Annotated in this window: 14 protein-coding genes and 2 tRNA genes; 10 read left to right on the top strand and 6 right to left on the bottom strand. The window is 62.4% G+C overall.

Annotated elements, in window-relative coordinates:
* The first annotated feature begins 4 nt into the window (after nucleotides 1-4).
* From PMI04_RS11065 to PMI04_RS11035, 7 genes are all read left to right on the top strand, one after another.
* Nucleotides 5-1,024 carry an arginine N-succinyltransferase gene (locus tag PMI04_RS11065; RefSeq protein ID WP_037486306.1) on the top strand — a complete coding sequence of 340 codons (1,020 nt, stop codon included), beginning with the start codon at nucleotides 5-7 and terminating at the stop codon, nucleotides 1,022-1,024.
* Nucleotides 1,021-2,280: an N-succinylarginine dihydrolase gene (locus PMI04_RS11060; protein ID WP_007709359.1), complete on the top strand. Its 1,260-nt coding sequence runs from the start codon at nucleotides 1,021-1,023 to the stop codon at nucleotides 2,278-2,280. The genes PMI04_RS11065 and PMI04_RS11060 overlap by 4 nt, the downstream gene beginning before the upstream one ends.
* Before the next feature lie 27 nt (nucleotides 2,281-2,307).
* Nucleotides 2,308-2,529 (top strand): hypothetical protein, encoded by a 222-nt coding sequence (locus PMI04_RS11055; RefSeq protein ID WP_007709353.1) that lies wholly within the window; start codon nucleotides 2,308-2,310, stop codon nucleotides 2,527-2,529.
* 159 nt (nucleotides 2,530-2,688) lie between these two features.
* Nucleotides 2,689-3,552 (top strand): PAS domain-containing protein, encoded by an 864-nt coding sequence (locus tag PMI04_RS11050; protein WP_238535905.1) that lies wholly within the window; start codon nucleotides 2,689-2,691, stop codon nucleotides 3,550-3,552.
* A 165-nt stretch (nucleotides 3,553-3,717) separates the two neighbouring features.
* Complete coding sequence (locus PMI04_RS11045) at nucleotides 3,718-4,164, top strand: TadE/TadG family type IV pilus assembly protein (protein ID WP_007709351.1); 447 nt, start codon at nucleotides 3,718-3,720, stop codon at nucleotides 4,162-4,164.
* A complete protein-coding gene (locus tag PMI04_RS11040; protein ID WP_007709350.1) occupies nucleotides 4,161-5,804 on the top strand; it encodes a TadG family pilus assembly protein in 1,644 nt (547 codons plus the stop codon). Before PMI04_RS11045 ends, PMI04_RS11040 begins: the two co-directional genes overlap by 4 nt.
* A 72-nt stretch (nucleotides 5,805-5,876) precedes the next feature.
* Nucleotides 5,877-7,340, top strand: a complete 1,464-nt coding sequence (locus PMI04_RS11035; RefSeq protein WP_007709348.1) for a cobyric acid synthase — start codon at nucleotides 5,877-5,879, stop codon at nucleotides 7,338-7,340.
* Nucleotides 7,341-7,397: 57 nt separating this feature from the next.
* Here PMI04_RS11035 and PMI04_RS11030 read toward each other — a convergent pair.
* From PMI04_RS11030 to PMI04_RS11020, 3 genes are all read right to left on the bottom strand, one after another.
* Nucleotides 7,398-7,474 (bottom strand) — tRNA-Arg (locus tag PMI04_RS11030).
* Nucleotides 7,475-7,594: 120 nt separating this feature from the next.
* Nucleotides 7,595-7,777, bottom strand: coding sequence for a hypothetical protein (locus PMI04_RS11025; RefSeq protein WP_007709345.1), 183 nt, complete (start codon nucleotides 7,775-7,777; stop codon nucleotides 7,595-7,597).
* 136 nt (nucleotides 7,778-7,913) lie between these two features.
* Nucleotides 7,914-7,990: transfer RNA gene (locus PMI04_RS11020), tRNA-Arg, on the bottom strand.
* Nucleotides 7,991-8,128: 138 nt separating this feature from the next.
* On the opposite strand from PMI04_RS11020, the gene PMI04_RS11015 reads away from it, so the two are divergent.
* The gene (locus PMI04_RS11015) at nucleotides 8,129-8,620 is read left to right on the top strand and encodes a hypothetical protein (protein WP_007709342.1); all 492 of its coding nucleotides are present in this window, start codon (nucleotides 8,129-8,131) and stop codon (nucleotides 8,618-8,620) included.
* A 37-nt stretch (nucleotides 8,621-8,657) separates the two neighbouring features.
* On the opposite strand, the gene ppdK is transcribed toward PMI04_RS11015, so the two are convergent.
* From ppdK to PMI04_RS11000, 3 genes are all read right to left on the bottom strand, one after another.
* Complete coding sequence (gene ppdK / locus PMI04_RS11010; protein WP_007709340.1) at nucleotides 8,658-11,357, bottom strand: pyruvate, phosphate dikinase; 2,700 nt, start codon at nucleotides 11,355-11,357, stop codon at nucleotides 8,658-8,660.
* 138 nt (nucleotides 11,358-11,495) lie between these two features.
* Nucleotides 11,496-13,694 carry a glycine--tRNA ligase subunit beta gene (gene glyS / locus PMI04_RS11005; protein ID WP_007709338.1) on the bottom strand — a complete coding sequence of 733 codons (2,199 nt, stop codon included), beginning with the start codon at nucleotides 13,692-13,694 and terminating at the stop codon, nucleotides 11,496-11,498.
* Entirely contained in the window at nucleotides 13,694-14,566 is an 873-nt protein-coding gene (locus tag PMI04_RS11000; RefSeq protein ID WP_004207307.1) for a glycine--tRNA ligase subunit alpha, read from the bottom strand. Before PMI04_RS11000 ends, glyS begins: the two co-directional genes overlap by 1 nt.
* 134 nt (nucleotides 14,567-14,700) lie before the next feature.
* Here PMI04_RS11000 and PMI04_RS10995 point away from each other — a divergent pair, with 134 nt between their 5' ends.
* Together PMI04_RS10995 and PMI04_RS10990 are read left to right on the top strand one after the other, a co-directional pair.
* A complete protein-coding gene (locus tag PMI04_RS10995; RefSeq protein WP_007709335.1) occupies nucleotides 14,701-15,627 on the top strand; it encodes a TraB/GumN family protein in 927 nt (308 codons plus the stop codon).
* A 4-nt stretch (nucleotides 15,628-15,631) separates the two neighbouring features.
* Nucleotides 15,632-16,522: a TraB/GumN family protein gene (locus PMI04_RS10990; protein ID WP_007709333.1), complete on the top strand. Its 891-nt coding sequence runs from the start codon at nucleotides 15,632-15,634 to the stop codon at nucleotides 16,520-16,522.
* The last annotated feature ends 39 nt before the right edge of the window (nucleotides 16,523-16,561 follow it).

The raw sequence follows: 16,561 nt of genomic DNA, 5'->3' as shown, positions 1-16,561 counted from the left end.
CCGGTTGAGTTTCTTCATGCGCACCGCACGGGCGGACGATCTGCAGACATTATATGAAATGGCCAAACTGACCGGTGGGGGCTTTACCAATCTGCCACCCGATCGCACGTCGCTCGCCGCCAAGCTGGAACGGACCGAGGCCGCCCTGGCGCGGGAGGAAGCCGGGGTTCGAGACGATCTGATCGTCCTGGTGCTGGAAAATGCCCAGACCGGACAGGTTCGTGGTACATGCCAGATTTTCAGCACGGTGGGGCAAAGCTGGCCCTTCTACTCCTATCGCCTGGGTGTATTGACCCAGCATAGTCGCGAACTGGCCCGCACCTTCCGCGCTCAGATGCTGTCTCTGACCACCGACCTGGAAGGATCGACCGAGGTCGGCGGGCTGTTCCTGCATCCACGCGAACGTGCCGAAGGGCTAGGCCTGCTCCTGGCGCGCAGCCGCTACCTCTATATCCGCAACCATCGCGATCGGTTTGGCGACCGGGTTATCGCCGAACTGCGCGGAGTGATCGACGAAGCGGGCGGTTCTCCCTTCTGGGATGGGCTGGCAGGCCGTTTCTTCGGGATGAATTTTCAGGAGGCCGACGAGTTCAATGCCGTCAACGGCAACCAGTTCATCGCCGATCTCATGCCCAAGACCCCGATCTACACCGCGATGCTGACCGACAGCGCGCGCGCCGTCATTGGCTTGCCCCATCCCAATGGGCGCGCGGCGATGCGAATGCTGGAGACCGAGGGATTCACAAATGCGGGCTATGTCGATATTTTCGACGGCGGCCCAACGATGGTCGGCCAAATCGATCAATTGCGGACCGTTGCCCAGGCACGCGACACGACTCTGACCGCCATTCACGAGCGTGGCGGCGACAAGATGCTGGTCGCGACGGGCAGCTTGGCGGACTATCGCTGCACTTATGGCTTCGTGCTGGAAAGCGCGGATGGCGCAGTGTCGCTCGATGCGGCCAGTGCAGCGCTTCTTCGGCTGGAACCGGGGCAGATATTCACCATGGCGGGGCGGGCATGACGGTCAGGGAAATCAATTTCGATGGGTTGATCGGCCCGAGCCACAATTATGCGGGTCTGAGCCTGGGCAATCTCGCCTCATCGCGCAATGCAGGGGCGATCTCCCATCCCCGGGCTGCCGCGCTCCAGGGCATAGAGAAGATGCGCGGCAATATCCGCCTGGGCCTGGCACAGGGGCTATTCCTGCCGCAATGGCGGCCTGACGGCAGTTGGCTGGCGATGCTGGGCACCGACATTGCCAATGCCGATCCCCATATCCGTGCTGCCGCCATGTCGGCATCCTCAATGTGGGCGGCCAATGCCGCAACGGTTTCGCCTGCGACTGACACGGCAGATGGACGTACCCATCTCACCGTCGCCAATCTCGTCACCATGGCCCATCGCAGCCATGAATGGCCGCAAACCCTGATGCAGTTGCGGCTGGCCTTTTCCGATACGCGTGCCTTTGCAGTGCACCCACCGATCCCCGCCCCTTTCGGTGACGAAGGTGCGGCCAACCATATGCGCCTGTCCGAGCGGCACGACCTGCCCGGCGTGGAAGTGTTCGTTTATGGCCAGTCCGGCGGCCCCTTCCCCGCGCGGCAGCATATTGAGGCGAGCAAGGCGGTGGCGCGCATCCATGAGCTGGATCCGGCGCGAACCCTTTTCGTACAACAATCCGAAGCGGCGATCGCCGCCGGCGCATTTCACAATGACGTCGTTGCGGTTGCCAATGAACGGGTGCTGTTCACCCATGAACAGGCCTTTGCCGACAAAGACGCCTTCTACGCCGCGCTGCGCCATGCGTTGCCGGGCGTCGAAATCGTCGAGGTGCCGGCGAGCGCCGTGTCGCTGAGTGACGCGATCAGAAGCTATCTTTTCAACGCCCAGCTCGTCACCCTGCCCGACGGCGCCATGGCGTTGATCCTGCCAAGCGAAGCCAGGACGGTGCCGGCCGTCTGGAACTGGCTTGAACAGATGATCGCTGGCAATGGCCCAATTCGCCAACTGCACCCCGTCGATGTCCGGCAGTCCATGGCCAATGGCGGCGGCCCGGCCTGCCTGCGCCTGCGCGTGGTGGCGGATCCAAAGGATATCGATCCGCGTTTCCTCGTCGATGAAACCAAGCTTGATGAAATCGGCAGGATTGTGGAGGCCTATTGGCCCGAAGCGATTGCGCCGGATGACCTTGCCGATACCCGTCTCATCGCCAGGATCGAACAATCATGGTTAACGCTTGTTGACCATCTGCGTCTTTCGGGCGACTTATTGCCTTAGCTAGGCGGCAACGCCGGATGGAACGCCATGGAAACGATCAAGCGCCTGTTCACGATCAAGACGAAGTTCGAGGCCTTCCTGGTTATTTATGCTTTGGCGCTTGGCGCAACCGAACGCGGCGTTGTCTACATGCACCAATATCCTGGTGTGGGCGGGCAATTGCTCGCTCTTGCCTGTTCTGGTGCGGTATTCATGGCCGGTGGCAAGATATTGGACGCGCTGGAATTGCAGCGCGGATTCGTACGCTAGCACCGTTCTGCCGGCTGATGATTTTTTCATCCGAAATGACGGATATTATTCGCTAGCCCGCGCGTTCGGACATGTTACCTTTCGTCCTGTCTGAAGCTGGGAGAGGGGAATACCATGCCGGACGACCAAAGCGAACGGAGCGTGACAGCGGCTGAACTGGTGCGCAATTTCGCGCACTGGCGAGAAATCGGCGCACGCAGGCCGCTGCTTATCACGCACCACGGGCGTGAGACCCATATTTTCATGGGCCTGGATCAGTTTCGCGATCTCGCCGTGTCCGACCAAAAGACGCAAAGCCCCGATCGCCTGCGGGAATTGGCTGCACGCATGGCACAGGGACTAATCCTATGCCGTGCGGATTTCCGTATCGATCACATCAATACCGTGGCGCTGGCGATGGCCAAGCGATGGGACCGCCAGTTGGAAGGGCAAATATTGTGGGATGCCCTGCCGGAGTTCGCCGGTACGCTGACGGAGGCGCACGCCCGCCACAGCCAGACATCGGGTGAAACGAGCGCGGCCGATATTCCATCCCCCTTCCGACCGGAAAGCTGGCTGCATGTCGAGGCCTTTCCCTTTGCTGAAGGGATTGCGCTGCTGTTGCGCGACATTACTTCAGACATGCAGCGCCATCGTTTGGCGGACGTAAAATCATGTATTCTCAAGGCGATGAGCGTCCATGGTGGGGTGGGTTATGTGCGTTTATCAAGTCGCGGATTCATCGAATTTGCCGATGCCAGCTTCTGTTCGATGATCGGCCTGCCAGGCGAGAGACTGACCAATGCCTATATGGCCGACCTCATCGAACTGCCTCGGCGACCGGTATTTCGCCAGGAACTGGAAGAGGTATTGCGCGGTGAAGGCGACCGGCGCATCGACGCACGCCTGCTGACCAATGACGGGTCATTGTTGCGGATCGAAGGGGCATTGGTTCAACTACGCGGCACCTATGGCACGGAGGGGGCCGTCATGGTCATGACTCACTCCCCCACCCAATCGGCGAACGAGTCCCGTCAACCATGATGTAAAATCCGCTCCATAACGGACAGATCCGGAAATCGCCCCGCCGTTCCACAGCGAAACGTCCAAAATCCCCTAAAAGCACTGCATAGATTTACGCAAATCGCGCAAAACCGATCGACAACGCCGCGAACCGCTTTTTGATCGCTGCGGACATATCTGAGAAGCATGCGAAACACGCTTCTCCATTGGCCAACACGCCCCGCCCCGCGAGGGACGACTCTGCTTCGTAGCGAGCGGGGCAGCGTCCTCGTCGAAGCGGCCTTTGCCTTGCCTCTCATGATTGCCCTGCTGCTGGGCATATTGCTCTACGGCAGTTGGTTCATGACCGCGCACACCTTGCAACAGGCCGCCAATGAGGCCGCCCGCGCCGCCATTGCCGGATTGAACGATACCGAACGACGCGCCCTGGTGGATCAGAGCGTGGCCATAAGCCGCAGCTCCTTCCCACTGCCAGGCGCTCAGAGCATCGGTGTCACCGCCTCTGCCAATTCGGGCTATTACACGGTGACGTTGACCTACAGCCTCACCAATGCGCCCTTCTTTGCCGCTGCGCCATTCCCACTCCCCGCTTCGCAGATACAGCGCAGCGCGATTGTCAGGATCGCCTCATGAAAGGTTCGGGCACCATGATGAAAAGGCTGCGTCAGGATCACCGCGGCGGCATCAGCGTCCTGCTGGCGGGAGCGCTGTTCATGCTGGCCGGCGCGTCAACGGTGGCGGTTGACCTGGGCTCTGTCTATCTGGCCAAGCGCCAGTTGCAGGGCATTGCCGATGCCGCTGCGATCGCCGCCAGCGGTGGCGGCCGCTCGGCCGCAGAACAGTTGCTGACCAAGAGCGGCGTCAACGCATTGTCGCTGATCACCGTCGACAATGGCTATTATGCCTCCGACACCAGCGTACCCATCGCCAATCGTTTCATCGCCGGCGATGCCCGTGCGAACGCCACCCGGGTGGAAGTACAGAGGCATGCGCCATTATTCTTCGCCAAACTGCTGGTCGGCCGCGACGGTGTCGATGTTCGGGCGCATGCGACGGCTGCGCGGTCCGATGCGGCGGCCTTCTCCTTGGGCACCGGGCTCGCCTCACTCAGCGGCGGCTTGCCCAATATGCTGCTGTCTGCACTTGCAGGAACCGAGCTTAACCTGAGCGTCATGGACTATCAGGGACTTGCCAGCCTGAATGTTGACCTGCTCCATTTCGCTGATGCTCTGAAGGTACGGACAGGCCGCAATGACGCCGCCTATGGTGAATTGTTCGGCGCGAACATCCCCCTATCCGACATTATCGGGGCGATCGCCGACACAGCCGATAATAGCAGCACCGCAGGCGTCCTGCGGACCATGGCAGGCAAAGTACCGGGTAAAACCGTGAAGCTCAGCGACATCGTGGATCTGGGACCGATGAAAGGCACGGGCAGTTCCACCGGCCAACCGAGCCTATTGCTCGATGCCTTCTCGATGCTGCGCATGGTGCTGAGTCCGCCGGCCGGGACAGCCGTTCCGATCGACCTGACGTTGAACGTGCCGGGCCTCACCAGCACCCGCCTGACGATGGTCACCGGCACTGGCCAGACCAGCACGCCGATGATCAGCATCACGAACGACAAGAATGTCGTGCTCCGCACGGCGCAGACCCGCATCTATCTGGATAGTAAGGTCGGCACGGCATTGTCCGGCATCGCGAACCTGCGCATCCCGCTCTATGTCGAATTGGCGTCGGCCGAAGCCCGCCTTTCCGATGTCGTCTGCGATCAGGCAGCCCTCAATCGCGGCGTCACCCTGGCGGTCACGCCGTCGATCGGCACGGCCGCCCTGGCTGAGGTTGACAATGCCGCGCTGACCAACTTCTCAATCCCGGCCAATCCGCGTCCGGTGGTCATGGCGTCCGTTCTTGGTTCGCTCACGCAGGTCAGCGGCTATGCCAATATCGCCCTTGGCGGGGTTACGCCGCAGAATGTGCTGTTCACACCAGGCGACATCGCCGCGCAGCAAGCCAAGATGGTCAGCACACAGGACCTGACCCAGGGCCTGGCAGCCAGCCTGGCAAACCAGACCAAGGTCACAGTGACCCTGGCGGGCATCCCTCTCCCGCTAAGCCCGCTTATTTCACCCGTTGCCGGGTTGCTGGGCACAACGGCACCTATTCTCGATGGCCTGCTGAACAACGTCACCGGACTGCTCGGCGTCAAGTTGGGCACGGCATCGGTCAAAGTGCATCAAATGCGCTGCGGCATGCCAACGCTGGTCGCTTGACCATCCAGGCCTGATCGCCCGCCTGCAGGGACAGCACTTGCCATCCCTGCCGCCAGCCTGCAGGAACGGGCCATGGGCGCGATCATGCTGCAGGGAACGGGGTCGGACGTCGGCAAGTCGGTGCTGGTGGCGGGGCTGTGCCGTGCACTGGTGCGGCGTGGCTACAATGTCCGCCCGTTCAAACCCCAGAATATGTCGAATAACGCGGCAGTCACCGTCGATGGCGGCGAGATTGGCCGGGCGCAGGCCCTGCAGGCGATCGCTTGCGGAGTGGTCGCGCATACCGATATGAACCCGGTGCTGCTCAAGCCACAGGCCGACCGGACATCGCAGTTGATTGTCCATGGCCAGGTGCGCGGGAGATTGGGCAGTGGGAATTTTCGCGCGGCGCGCGGCCAGTTGCTTGGCGCCGTACTGGCAAGCTATGAGCGCCTGAAAGCGCAATGCGACATCGTCGTCGTCGAAGGCGCGGGCTCACCAGCCGAAATCAACCTGCGCGCCGGCGACATCGCCAATATGGGATTTGCACGTGCCGCCAATGTCCCGGTCCTTCTGGTCGGCGATATCGATCGGGGTGGAGTGATCGCCGCCATCGTCGGCACCAAGGCGGTGATCGATCCCGCCGACGCAGCCATGATCCATGGCTTCCTGATCAACAAATTCCGTGGCGATCCAACCTTGTTCGAGGACGGCTATCGCCAGATCGAAACGCTGGCGGGCTGGCGCGGCTTTGGCGTGGTCCCCTGGCTCGATGAAACCACCCGCCTGCCCAGCGAGGATGCTGTGGTGCTGGAGCGAGCGGCTCCCACCCATCACGCGCGCACGCTTATCGCGTGCCCGATCTTGCCGCGCATCTCAAATTTTGACGATCTCGACCCGTTGAAGCTCGATACCGGCGTCGAATTGCGCATGATCCCGCCAGGCCAGCCGATCCCGTCCGAAGCGGCGCTGATCGTCCTGCCCGGTTCCAAGGCAACGATCGCAGACATGGTCGCGATGCGCGCCCAGGGTTGGGATATCGACATTCTTGCTCATCATCGGCGGGGTGGCGCGATATTTGGCATTTGTGGCGGATATCAGATGCTGGGCCGGCATATTATCGATCCCGAAGGGATTGAGGGACCGGCCGGGATGATCGAGGGGCTCGGCCTGCTGGATGTCGAGACGCGCCTGACGTCGGGCAAAAGGCTGGTGCAGGTCGATGGCGTTGCCCTGGGCGCGCCCTTCACCGGCTATGAGATGCATATTGGCGAAACGTCAGGCATGGACTGCATGCGTCCCTTCGCCCGGATTGATGGTCAACCCGATGGCGCAGTCAGTGCCGATGGGCGGGTCATGGGCACTTATGTCCATGGCTTGCTGGCAAGCGGCGCGATGCGTGCCGCGATGCTGGCACGCATCGGCGTGGAAGCCGGTAGCGTCGACTATGACCGATCCGTCGACATGGCCCTCGACGCCATCGCCGCGCAACTGGAAACCCATCTGGATATCGATGCGATTGTGGCACTCGCCCTGCGCCGATCCACCCAAGCCTAAACACCAACGGGCTGGAAAATCCTAAGATTTTCCAGCCCGTTCATTACCGAAGGAAAGTGGTGCACCCGGAACGATTCGAACGTCCGACCCTCAGATTCGTAGTCTGATGCTCTATCCAGCTGAGCTACGGGTGCGTTGTGGAGGCGCAGATAGAAGGGCCAGAATGATCTGGCAACCCCTAAAAGCATCGATGTGAAATTTATGACAAGATGACCGATCGCACGCCCAATTTTCGGGATTTGCGCCTGCCGTAATTATCGCTTCTTGCGTGGCCAAGGATGCAGCGCCGGCAAATAGATAGCCGCAACAATGCCCAGAGCGAGAAAGGTCAAGCCGATCGCCAGGGCAATCACCCAATAGCGGGGATCTTCCGTCGAAACGAACCATCCGGCGATCAGCGAAGGGATCAATAGAAGAAAGCGTGCGACCCAGACCATGATATCCCCTGAATGCCAAAAAGCATCCGGAGACTATCATCAGCACGGCGACATGGGAAATCTTCTCCGTTCCAAGCAGCCGGTCAATCAGCCAATCAACGGCGAAAAACCGTTGGTTATCATAGGATAAGGAGAATGGTGCACCCGGAACGATTCGAACGTCCGACCCTCAGATTCGTAGTCTGATGCTCTATCCAGCTGAGCTACGGGTGCGTTGGAGTGGCGCTGTTAGAAGCGTCCGGCGGCACTGGCAAGCCTTTTCTTTCACTTTCTTCGACAATTCCCGAACCATTGGGGATTTCGGCAACTTCCAGCCCAACCGATCGTTTCGACCTTGGAAAGGATGCCGATATGAGCTTCACACCCAATGAAATCGCGTTGCTGCTGGTCGCGCTGCTGCTCGGGCTGGTTCTGGGCCTGATGATGAGCGGCAGGGGCAAATATAAGCGCCTGTGGCGTGACGAACAGAGCGCCCACCACCATGCGATACGAGATCGCGATGTCCGGCTGTCAGCGGCCAATGAACGCATCGCCGAACTGGAGCGGCAATCCGCGCCGATCGGGCCGGGCACGGCAGCAGCGGTGGCGGGCGGCGTGCACGGTCGCGATGATCTCAGCCGGATCAACGGGATCACCCAGACCCAGGAAGTGACGCTGAACGAGGCGGGCTATCACCGCTATAGCCAGATCGCGGCATTGAATGCGGAGCAGGAGGCTATACTTGAGGCGCGACTGGGGCTCAGGCCGGGCACGATCACGCAAGAGGATTGGCGCGCTCAGGCCAACAATCTGGAACGTGGCGAAAAGCCCGGCCTGCTGAGCCGCCTCACCGGATCGGCCTGAACTGAAAAGGGCGGGGTTTCCCCCGCCCCTTCCGCTTTTACTTCTTCGCCAGCGCGGCCTGCGCCGCGGCCAGGCGGGCGATCGGCACGCGATAGGGCGAGGCCGAGACATAATCGAGGCCGGTCGCCTCGCAGAAGGCGATCGAGGCCGGATCGCCGCCATGTTCGCCGCAGATGCCCAGCTTGATGCCGGGGCGGGTCGCGCGGCCGCGCTCGGCCGCCAGTTCGATGAGTTGGCCCACGCCCTCGACATCGATGCTGACGAACGGATCGCGGGCGAAAATGCCCTTGTCGACATATTGCGTCAGGAAGCGGCCCGCGTCGTCACGGCTGATGCCGATCGTGGTCTGAGTGAGGTCGTTGGTGCCGAAGGAGAAGAATTCGCCTACCTCGGCGATCTCGCCAGCCTTCAGCGCCGCGCGCGGCAGCTCGATCATCGTGCCGACCAGATAGTCGACCGATGCGCCCTGCTCGGCGAAGACATCCTTGGCGACCTGATCGACGATCGCCTTCATCAGTTCCAGTTCCTTGCGGGTCGCAACGAGCGGGATCATGACTTCGGGGATCGGCGCTTCACCGCTGCGCTGCTTCACGATCAGCGCGGCTTCGAAGATGGCGCGCGCCTGCATCTCGTAGATTTCGGGATAGGTCACGCCCAGACGGCAACCACGATGGCCCAGCATCGGGTTGAATTCATGCAGTTCGGCGGCACGACGCTTGAGCGCGTCGACACCGACGCCCGCAGCCTTGGCCACTTCCTCGAACTCCGCTTCACCATGCGGCAGGAATTCGTGCAGCGGCGGATCGAGCAGGCGGATGGTCACGGGCAGGCCGGCCATCACCATGAAGATCTGCGCGAAATCGTCGCGCTGCTCCGGCAGCAGCTTGTCGAGCGCGACGCGGCGGCCCTTCTCGCTGTCGGCCAGGATCATCTCGCGCACGGCGGTGATGCGGGCCGCGTCGAAGAACATATGTTCGGTACGGCACAGGCCCACGCCTTCGGCGCCGAATTCGCGCGCGACCTTGCAGTCCTGCGGCGTTTCGGCGTTGGCACGCACCTTGAGGCGACGAACCTTGTCGGCCCATTCCATCAGGATGCCGAAGTCACCGGCCAGTTCGGGCTGAACGGTCGGCACTTCGCCCGCCATGACTTCGCCGGTGGCGCCGTCGATGGTCAGGATGTCGCCTTCCTTCAGTTCGCGGCTGCCGATGCGCAGGATCTTGTTGGCATTGTCGATCGACAGGCTGCCCGCGCCCGAGACGCAGGGACGACCCATGCCACGCGCCACCACGGCGGCATGTGACGTCATGCCACCACGCGCGGTCAGGATGCCCTTGGCCGCGTGCATGCCGTGAATATCTTCCGGGCTGGTTTCGACGCGGACCAGGATGACCGCGTCACCCAGTTCGTTGCGACGCTCGGCGGTGTCGGCATCGAACACGATCAGGCCGCTGGCCGCGCCCGGCGAGGCGGGCAGGCCCTTGGTCAGCACGTCGCGCGGCGCCTTGGGATCGAGCGTGGGGTGCAGAAGCTGGTCGAGCGCGGCGGGATCGACGCGGGCGACGGCTTCTTCCTCGGTGATCAGGCCCTCGTTCGCCATGTCGACCGCGATCTTGAGCGCGGCCTTGGCGGTGCGCTTGCCCGAACGGGTCTGGAGCATCCAGAGCTTGCCCTGCTGCACCGTGAACTCGATGTCCTGCATGTCGCGATAATGGGTTTCAAGGATGTCGAACACCCGCGCCAGTTCGGCATAGGTTTCGGGCATCGCCTCTTCCATCGACAGCGGCTTGGCCCCTGCCCGCTCGCGCGCCTGAAGGGTGAGATATTGCGGGGTGCGGATGCCGGCAACGACGTCCTCGCCCTGGGCGTTGATGAGATATTCGCCATAATAGGCGTTCTCGCCGGTCGCCGGATCGCGGGTAAAGGCAACGCCAGTGGCCGACGTGTCGCCCATATTGCCGAACACCATCGCCTGCACATTGACGGCAGTGCCCCAGTCGCCGGGGATCGAGTTCAGGCGGCGATAGACCTTGGCGCGGTCCGCCTGCCAAGAACCGAACACGGCGGAGATCGCGCCCCAGAGCTGGTCGGCGACATCCTGCGGGAAAGGCTTGTTCCACAGCTTGGCGACCAGCGCCTTATATTCCGAAACCAGCGCCTTCCAGTCGTCGGCGGTCATTTCGGTGTCGAGCGTGTAGCCCTGATCTTCCTTGGCGATTTCAAGGGCTTCCTCGAAAGCGCCATGATCGAGTTCGAGCACCACGTCCGAATACATCTGGATGAAACGGCGATAGCTGTCCCAGGCGAAACGCTCGTCGCCCGAGGCCGTGGCCAGGCCCAGCACGGTCTCATCATTGAGGCCGAGGTTGAGGACCGTGTCCATCATGCCCGGCATCGAGATGCGCGCGCCCGAACGGACCGAGACCAGCAGCGGATCGGCGGCGTCACCGAACTTCTTGCCGGTGACCGCCTCGATATGGGCGATGCCATTGGCGACTTCCGCCTTCAGGCTTTCGGGATAGACGCCGCCATCGGTATAATAGCGGGTGCACATTTCGGTGGTGATGGTGAAGCCCGGCGGCACCGGCAGGCCGATCGCGGCCATGCCGTCAAGATTGGCGCCCTTGCCGCCCAGCAGATTCTTGTCGCCCTTGCCCCCATCATTCACGCCGCCGCCGAAACGATAAACATAGCGCGTCGAAGTGGTGCTCATCTGGGCCTCTTCCGTCATAACCATATACCGGCTCTCCCTGCACTGATTGCCGAGTTGTGCGTTGCAATAATAATGCCGCAATTAGCGGCTCAAACCATCAGGGGATAGGACTTATCCCGCTTAACTTCGCATATTTCCCGCAGATTTTGGAATTTCGTTTCCTTATCCTGTAATCTTCGAAAAGTCGGCGACATTGTGCACTGCATCACGGACCCGCGCCAGCAGCGCGAGGCGAGTCGTGCGCTTCGCCGGATCAGCATCATTCACCGTCACGGTCTCAAAGAAGGCGTCGATCGGCGCACGGAGCGTCGCGAGCGCAGCCATGGCGCCCTCGAACTCCTCGGCCGCGACAGCCTGCGCCGCCTGCGGTTCCGCCGCGTCGAGCGCAGCGATCAGATCAGCTTCCGCCTTTTCAGGTTCATAGGAAAGCGAAATCGACTCCGCCTGCTCCACGCCTTCCTTCTTGAGGATATTGGCAGCGCGCTTGTAGCCCGCGAGCAGATTGGCACCATCATCGGTCGCGACGAAGGACTGGAGCGCCTTCACGCGGGCGAGCAGGCGGACAAGATCATCCTCGCCCCCCAGCGCGAACACCGCGTCGATCAGGTCATGACGAACGCCCGCTTCCTTCTGCTGGACCTTGAGGCGGTCGGCAAAGAAGTCGAGGAAGGGCACGTCCGATGCAGCGAAAGCGCCGACAAAGGACTTGATTTCCGGTCGTGCAAGATTGGCCGCCTGCCATTCGATATCGGTCACCTTCCCGGGATCGAAACCGAACTTGGCCAACGTCTGAGCATCGACATCCGCCAACGCCTTGGTGTTCAGGAACACATGGCGATAGACGTGATCCCTCAGGGCCTCGGCATGGACCTTCTTCAAGTTCAGGCGCAGGCTATTCTGTTCCAGCAGGCGCAGGATCGACAGCGCCGCACGGCGGAGAGCGAAGGGATCCTTCGACCCCGTCGGCCCCTGTTCGATGCCGAAGAATCCGACCAGCGTATCCAGCTTGTCCGCCAGGCTGATCGCCACCGTGACCGGCGCGGTGGGGACATCATCCCCCTGCCCGACCGGCTTATAATGGTCGCGGATCGCGTCTGCCACGGCATCGGGCAGGCCTTCGGCGCGGGCATAATAGCCGCCCATCACGCCCTGCAGTTCAGGGAATTCGCCGACCATCTCGGTGACGAGGTCCGCCTTGCACAGTTTCGCCGCCTGGCGCGCCAGCGCCGGATCGCAGTTCGGCACGATGCCTTCGCTCGCCAGCCATTCGGCCAGCTTGGCAATCCGCTCCACCTTGTCGGCGACGGTGCCCAGCTTCTCATGGAAGGTGATGCGGCCAAGCTTCTTCGCCTGCTCTGCCAGCGGGGTCTTGCGGTCCTGCTGCCAGAAGAAACGAGCGTCGCTCAGGCGCGCGGCCAGCACCTTGCGGTTGCCGGCGACGATCGCCACGCCGCCGTCCTTCGCCTCGATATTGGCGGTGCAGATGAAGGCCGGGGCGAGTTTTTCGCCTGCATCACGCAGAACGAAATATTTCTGGTTAATACGCAGGGTTAGCTGAATGACTTCAGGCGGAACCTCAAGAAAATCCGGGTCGAAATCGCCCAGCAAGGGCACCGGCCATTCGGTCAGTCCAGCATTCTCCGCGACCAGGCCCTTGTCCTCGATCACGCTATAGCCCTTGGCAGCAGCGGCCTCGCCGGCCTTCGCCTCGATGATCGCCTGACGCTCCTGGTGCGACACGATGACATGGGCGGCACGCAGCTTGTCGGCATAGTCGTCGGCGCCGTCGATGCTGATGGTGCCGGTCGAATGGAAGCGATGCCCCACCGTCTCGCGGCCAGCCTCGATCCCTTCGATCGACAGCGGCACGATTTCGCCGCCGAGCAGCGCGATGATGCCCTGCAACGGGCGGACCCAGCGCAGGCTTTCGGTGGTAGCGCTGGCCGCGCCCCAGCGCATCGACTTGGGCCAGGGGAAGGCGCGGATGACCGCCGGCACGGCTTCCGCCAGCACATCGGCAGTGGCACGGCCGGGCTTGTTCACCACGGCGAACCACACGCCATCGCGATCCTCAAGCTGATCCTGGGTCAGGCCGGTCTTGCGCAAGAATCCCTCAAGCGCCTGCGCCGGGGCGCTGGTGCGGGGGCCTTTGAATTCCTCGCTGACCGCCGCGGTTTCCAGCGGCAGGTCGCGGGCGATCAATGCCAGGCGGCGCGGCGTGACGAAGCTGTCGATCGACGCGGGCTTGAGCCCGGCCTTGGCCAGTTCCTCGGTGAAGAGGCGGGCCAGATCGTCGGACGCCTTCAATTGCATGCGCGCGGGAATTTCCTCGCAGCGCAGTTCGAGGAGGAAATCGGTCATCAGGCGGTCCATCCGTTGGTCTTCATCCACGCTTCGCAGCTACCCTTCGCCATGTCGCGGACCTGGCCCATATAGCTGGCGCGTTCCTGCACGGAGATCACGCCGCGCGCCTGCAGCAGATTGAAGGTGTGGCTCGCCTTGATCGCCTGCTCGAAAGCCGCGAGCGGCACATCATTGGCGATGCACTGGTCATATTCGGCCTTGCAGTCCTTGAACCAGCGGAACAGTTTTTCGGTGTCGGCGACCTCGAAATTCCATTTCGACATCTGCCGCTCATTTTCCAGGAACACGTCGCCATAGGTGACGCCCTGGTCGTTGAACTTCAGGTCATAGACGCTGTCGACGCCCTGAATATACATGGCCAGGCGTTCCAGGCCGTAGGTCAGCTCGCCCGCGACAGGCTTGCAGTCATAGCCGCCCATCTGCTGGAAATAGGTGAACTGGGTGACTTCCATGCCGTCGCACCAGACTTCCCAGCCCAAGCCCCAGGCGCCCAAGGTCGGGCTTTCCCAGTCATCCTCGACAAAGCGGATGTCGTGGACCAGCGGGTCGATGCCGATTTCCCTCAGGCTGCCCAGATACAGCTCCTGCAGATTTGCAGGGCTGGGCTTCATGATCACCTGATATTGGTAATAATGCTGCAGCCGGTTCGGGTTCTCGCCATAGCGGCCGTCGGTCGGGCGGCGGCTGGGCTGGACATAGGCCGCGTTCCAGGGCTTTGGCCCCAGGCTGCGCAGCGTGGTCGCCGGGTGGAAAGTACCCGCCCCCACTTCCATGTCGTAGGGCTGAAGAATGACACAGCCCTGCTTGCCCCAATAGGCGTGCAGGGTGAGAATGAGGTCCTGGAAGGAAAGCGCTTTGCCCTCGGCCACCGGTGGTCCTTGCAATAATGACAGATTATGGTCGGCCGCGCATTGGCGCAGGCCGGGCCAAGGGTCAAGGAAAAGCCGCGTCGAACAGGGTTAAGCCGCTTGCCCTGCGCGCCCGGCGCCCGCATGGAAGGGATATGAGACTGACCGCTTTCCCGTCCCGCTGGCTCTCCGCGGGACTTTTGCTGCTGGGCACCTGGGGCCAGACCCAGCCCGTCGCCGCCCGCGAACCTGTCAACATCGCTGTCAACGTCGCCCCTGCCCTGTGGCAGGTGAAGGATGACGACACGACCATCTATCTGTTCGGCACCGTCCATGTGCTGAAGCCGGGGATCGACTGGTTCAAGGGCGGGGTAAAGCAGGCGTTCGATGCGTCGGACGAACTGGTGCTGGAAATCATCGAGCCCGACGATCCGAGCGCCATGGGCCAGATGATGGCGGGCAAGGCGATGGCGACCGACCGGGTCGCCCTGTCGACCCGCCTCGCGCCCGACGCCGCGCAGAAATATCGCGCGGCGATGGTGACGGCCGGCGTTCCCTGGCAATCCTTCGAGGCTTTCAATCCGTGGATGGCGGGCATGATCCTGTCGGTCGCCCCCCTGCAAAAGCTGGGCTATCAGTCCGACATCGGCGCCGAGAAGATCTTGCGCGCCGCTGCCCAGAGTGCGGGCAAGAAGGTCGGCGCGCTGGAAACGGTGGAGCAACAGCTCAATTTCTTCGCCGACCTGCCGATGGCACAACAGGTCCAGTTCCTCAACGCCACGGTCGACGGCATGGACGGGATGGAGAGCGAGTTCGCCGCCCTGCTCGATCATTGGCGGACCGGCCAGCCGGAAAAGCTGGCGGACGAGATGAACGATTCCCTGAAAGCCACGCCGGAACTGGCGCAGGTGCTGCTGATCAACCGCAACGCCAATTGGGCCAAGTGGATCAAGGCGCGGCTGGATCAGCCGGGCACCGTCTTCATCGCGGTCGGCGCCGGCCATCTCGCCGGCAAGGGTAGCGTGCAGGATCAGTTGAAGACGCTGGGCATCGCCAGCGCGCGTGTGAAACAGGGGGAATAAGGCCATGAAAAGCTGGATGATCCGTTTTCTGGCTCTCTGTGGCCTTGCCCTCATCGCCGCCTGTAGCAGCGAACAGAAGGCCCCTGCCCCCAAGGTCGAGGCCGGACAGGGACCGGCGCTATGGCGGGTCGAACGCGCGGGCCTGGACGGCTGGATCTTCGGCACCATCCATGTCCTGCCCGAAGGCGTCGATTGGCAGACGCCGACGATCAAGCAGGCGTGGAAGGATGCCGACCAGTTGGTGCTGGAGGCCGCCGACTTGCAGGACCAGCAGAAGACGCTGGGCCTGTTCGAGAGCATGGGCCGCAGCCCCGGCCTGGCCGCGCTCGACGCGCGGGTTCCGGCTGGCGAGCGCCCCGAACTGGACCGGATCGTGAAGGAGGGAGGCACCAGTGCGCAGGCGCTGTCCGGCTATGAAAGCTGGGCGGCGGCGATGCTGCTGTCCGCCGCGTCACAGCAAAGCCTGAACGTCAGCCAGGAAAATGGTGTCGAGCCGGTGCTGATCGCCGCCTTCAAGGGGCGGCCTATCGGCGGGCTGGAAACGGTCGAGCGCCAGTTCGCCGCCTTTGACGGCCTGCCCGAAGCGGCGCAGCGCAAGCTGCTGATCCAGACCATCCACGAAGCCAAGGATATGAAGGCGCTCTATAATCGCATCCTGACCGCCTGGGCCAAGGGCGACATGGAGGCGATCGCGAAAGAGGACCAGAATGGCGAGCAGCCCGACCCGGTGGTCGAGGATGCGATCCTGACCGCCCGCAATCGCGACTGGGTCGGCGCGGTCGACAGGTTGAAGGGGCGCCCCTTCATCGCGGTGGGCGCCGGACACCTCACCGGCAAGGACAATCTCATCGATCTGCTCAAGGCCAGGGGCTACAAGGTCACGCGCGTGCAATAAGCCAACGCTAAACTTGCTTTATCGCTGCTTTCTGCTACA

This window comes from Sphingobium sp. AP49, assembly GCF_000281715.2.
Classification (GTDB): Bacteria; Pseudomonadota; Alphaproteobacteria; order Sphingomonadales; family Sphingomonadaceae; genus Sphingobium.
The sequence above is the reverse complement of the archived record's forward strand: the minus strand, read 5'-3'. Positions and strand labels throughout refer to the sequence as shown.

Excerpts from the sequence above, each read along its gene's own strand:
- PMI04_RS11025 (WP_007709345.1), bottom strand. The coding sequence starts at position 7,777 with ATGGTCTGGGTCGCACGCTTTCTTCTATTGATCCCTTCGCTGATCGCC.
- PMI04_RS11015 (WP_007709342.1), top strand. The coding sequence starts at position 8,129 with ATGAGCTTCACACCCAATGAAATCGCGTTGCTGCTGGTCGCGCTGCTG.
- PMI04_RS11035 (WP_007709348.1), top strand. The coding sequence starts at position 5,877 with ATGGGCGCGATCATGCTGCAGGGAACGGGGTCGGACGTCGGCAAGTCG.
- PMI04_RS10995 (WP_007709335.1), top strand. The coding sequence starts at position 14,701 with ATGAGACTGACCGCTTTCCCGTCCCGCTGGCTCTCCGCGGGACTTTTG.
- glyS (WP_007709338.1), bottom strand. The coding sequence starts at position 13,694 with ATGACCGATTTCCTCCTCGAACTGCGCTGCGAGGAAATTCCCGCGCGC.
- PMI04_RS10990 (WP_007709333.1), top strand. The coding sequence starts at position 15,632 with ATGAAAAGCTGGATGATCCGTTTTCTGGCTCTCTGTGGCCTTGCCCTC.
- PMI04_RS11040 (WP_007709350.1), top strand. The coding sequence starts at position 4,161 with ATGAAAGGTTCGGGCACCATGATGAAAAGGCTGCGTCAGGATCACCGC.
- PMI04_RS11045 (WP_007709351.1), top strand. The coding sequence starts at position 3,718 with ATGCGAAACACGCTTCTCCATTGGCCAACACGCCCCGCCCCGCGAGGG.
- PMI04_RS11060 (WP_007709359.1), top strand. The coding sequence starts at position 1,021 with ATGACGGTCAGGGAAATCAATTTCGATGGGTTGATCGGCCCGAGCCAC.
- PMI04_RS11055 (WP_007709353.1), top strand. The coding sequence starts at position 2,308 with ATGGAAACGATCAAGCGCCTGTTCACGATCAAGACGAAGTTCGAGGCC.
- ppdK (WP_007709340.1), bottom strand. The coding sequence starts at position 11,357 with ATGGTTATGACGGAAGAGGCCCAGATGAGCACCACTTCGACGCGCTAT.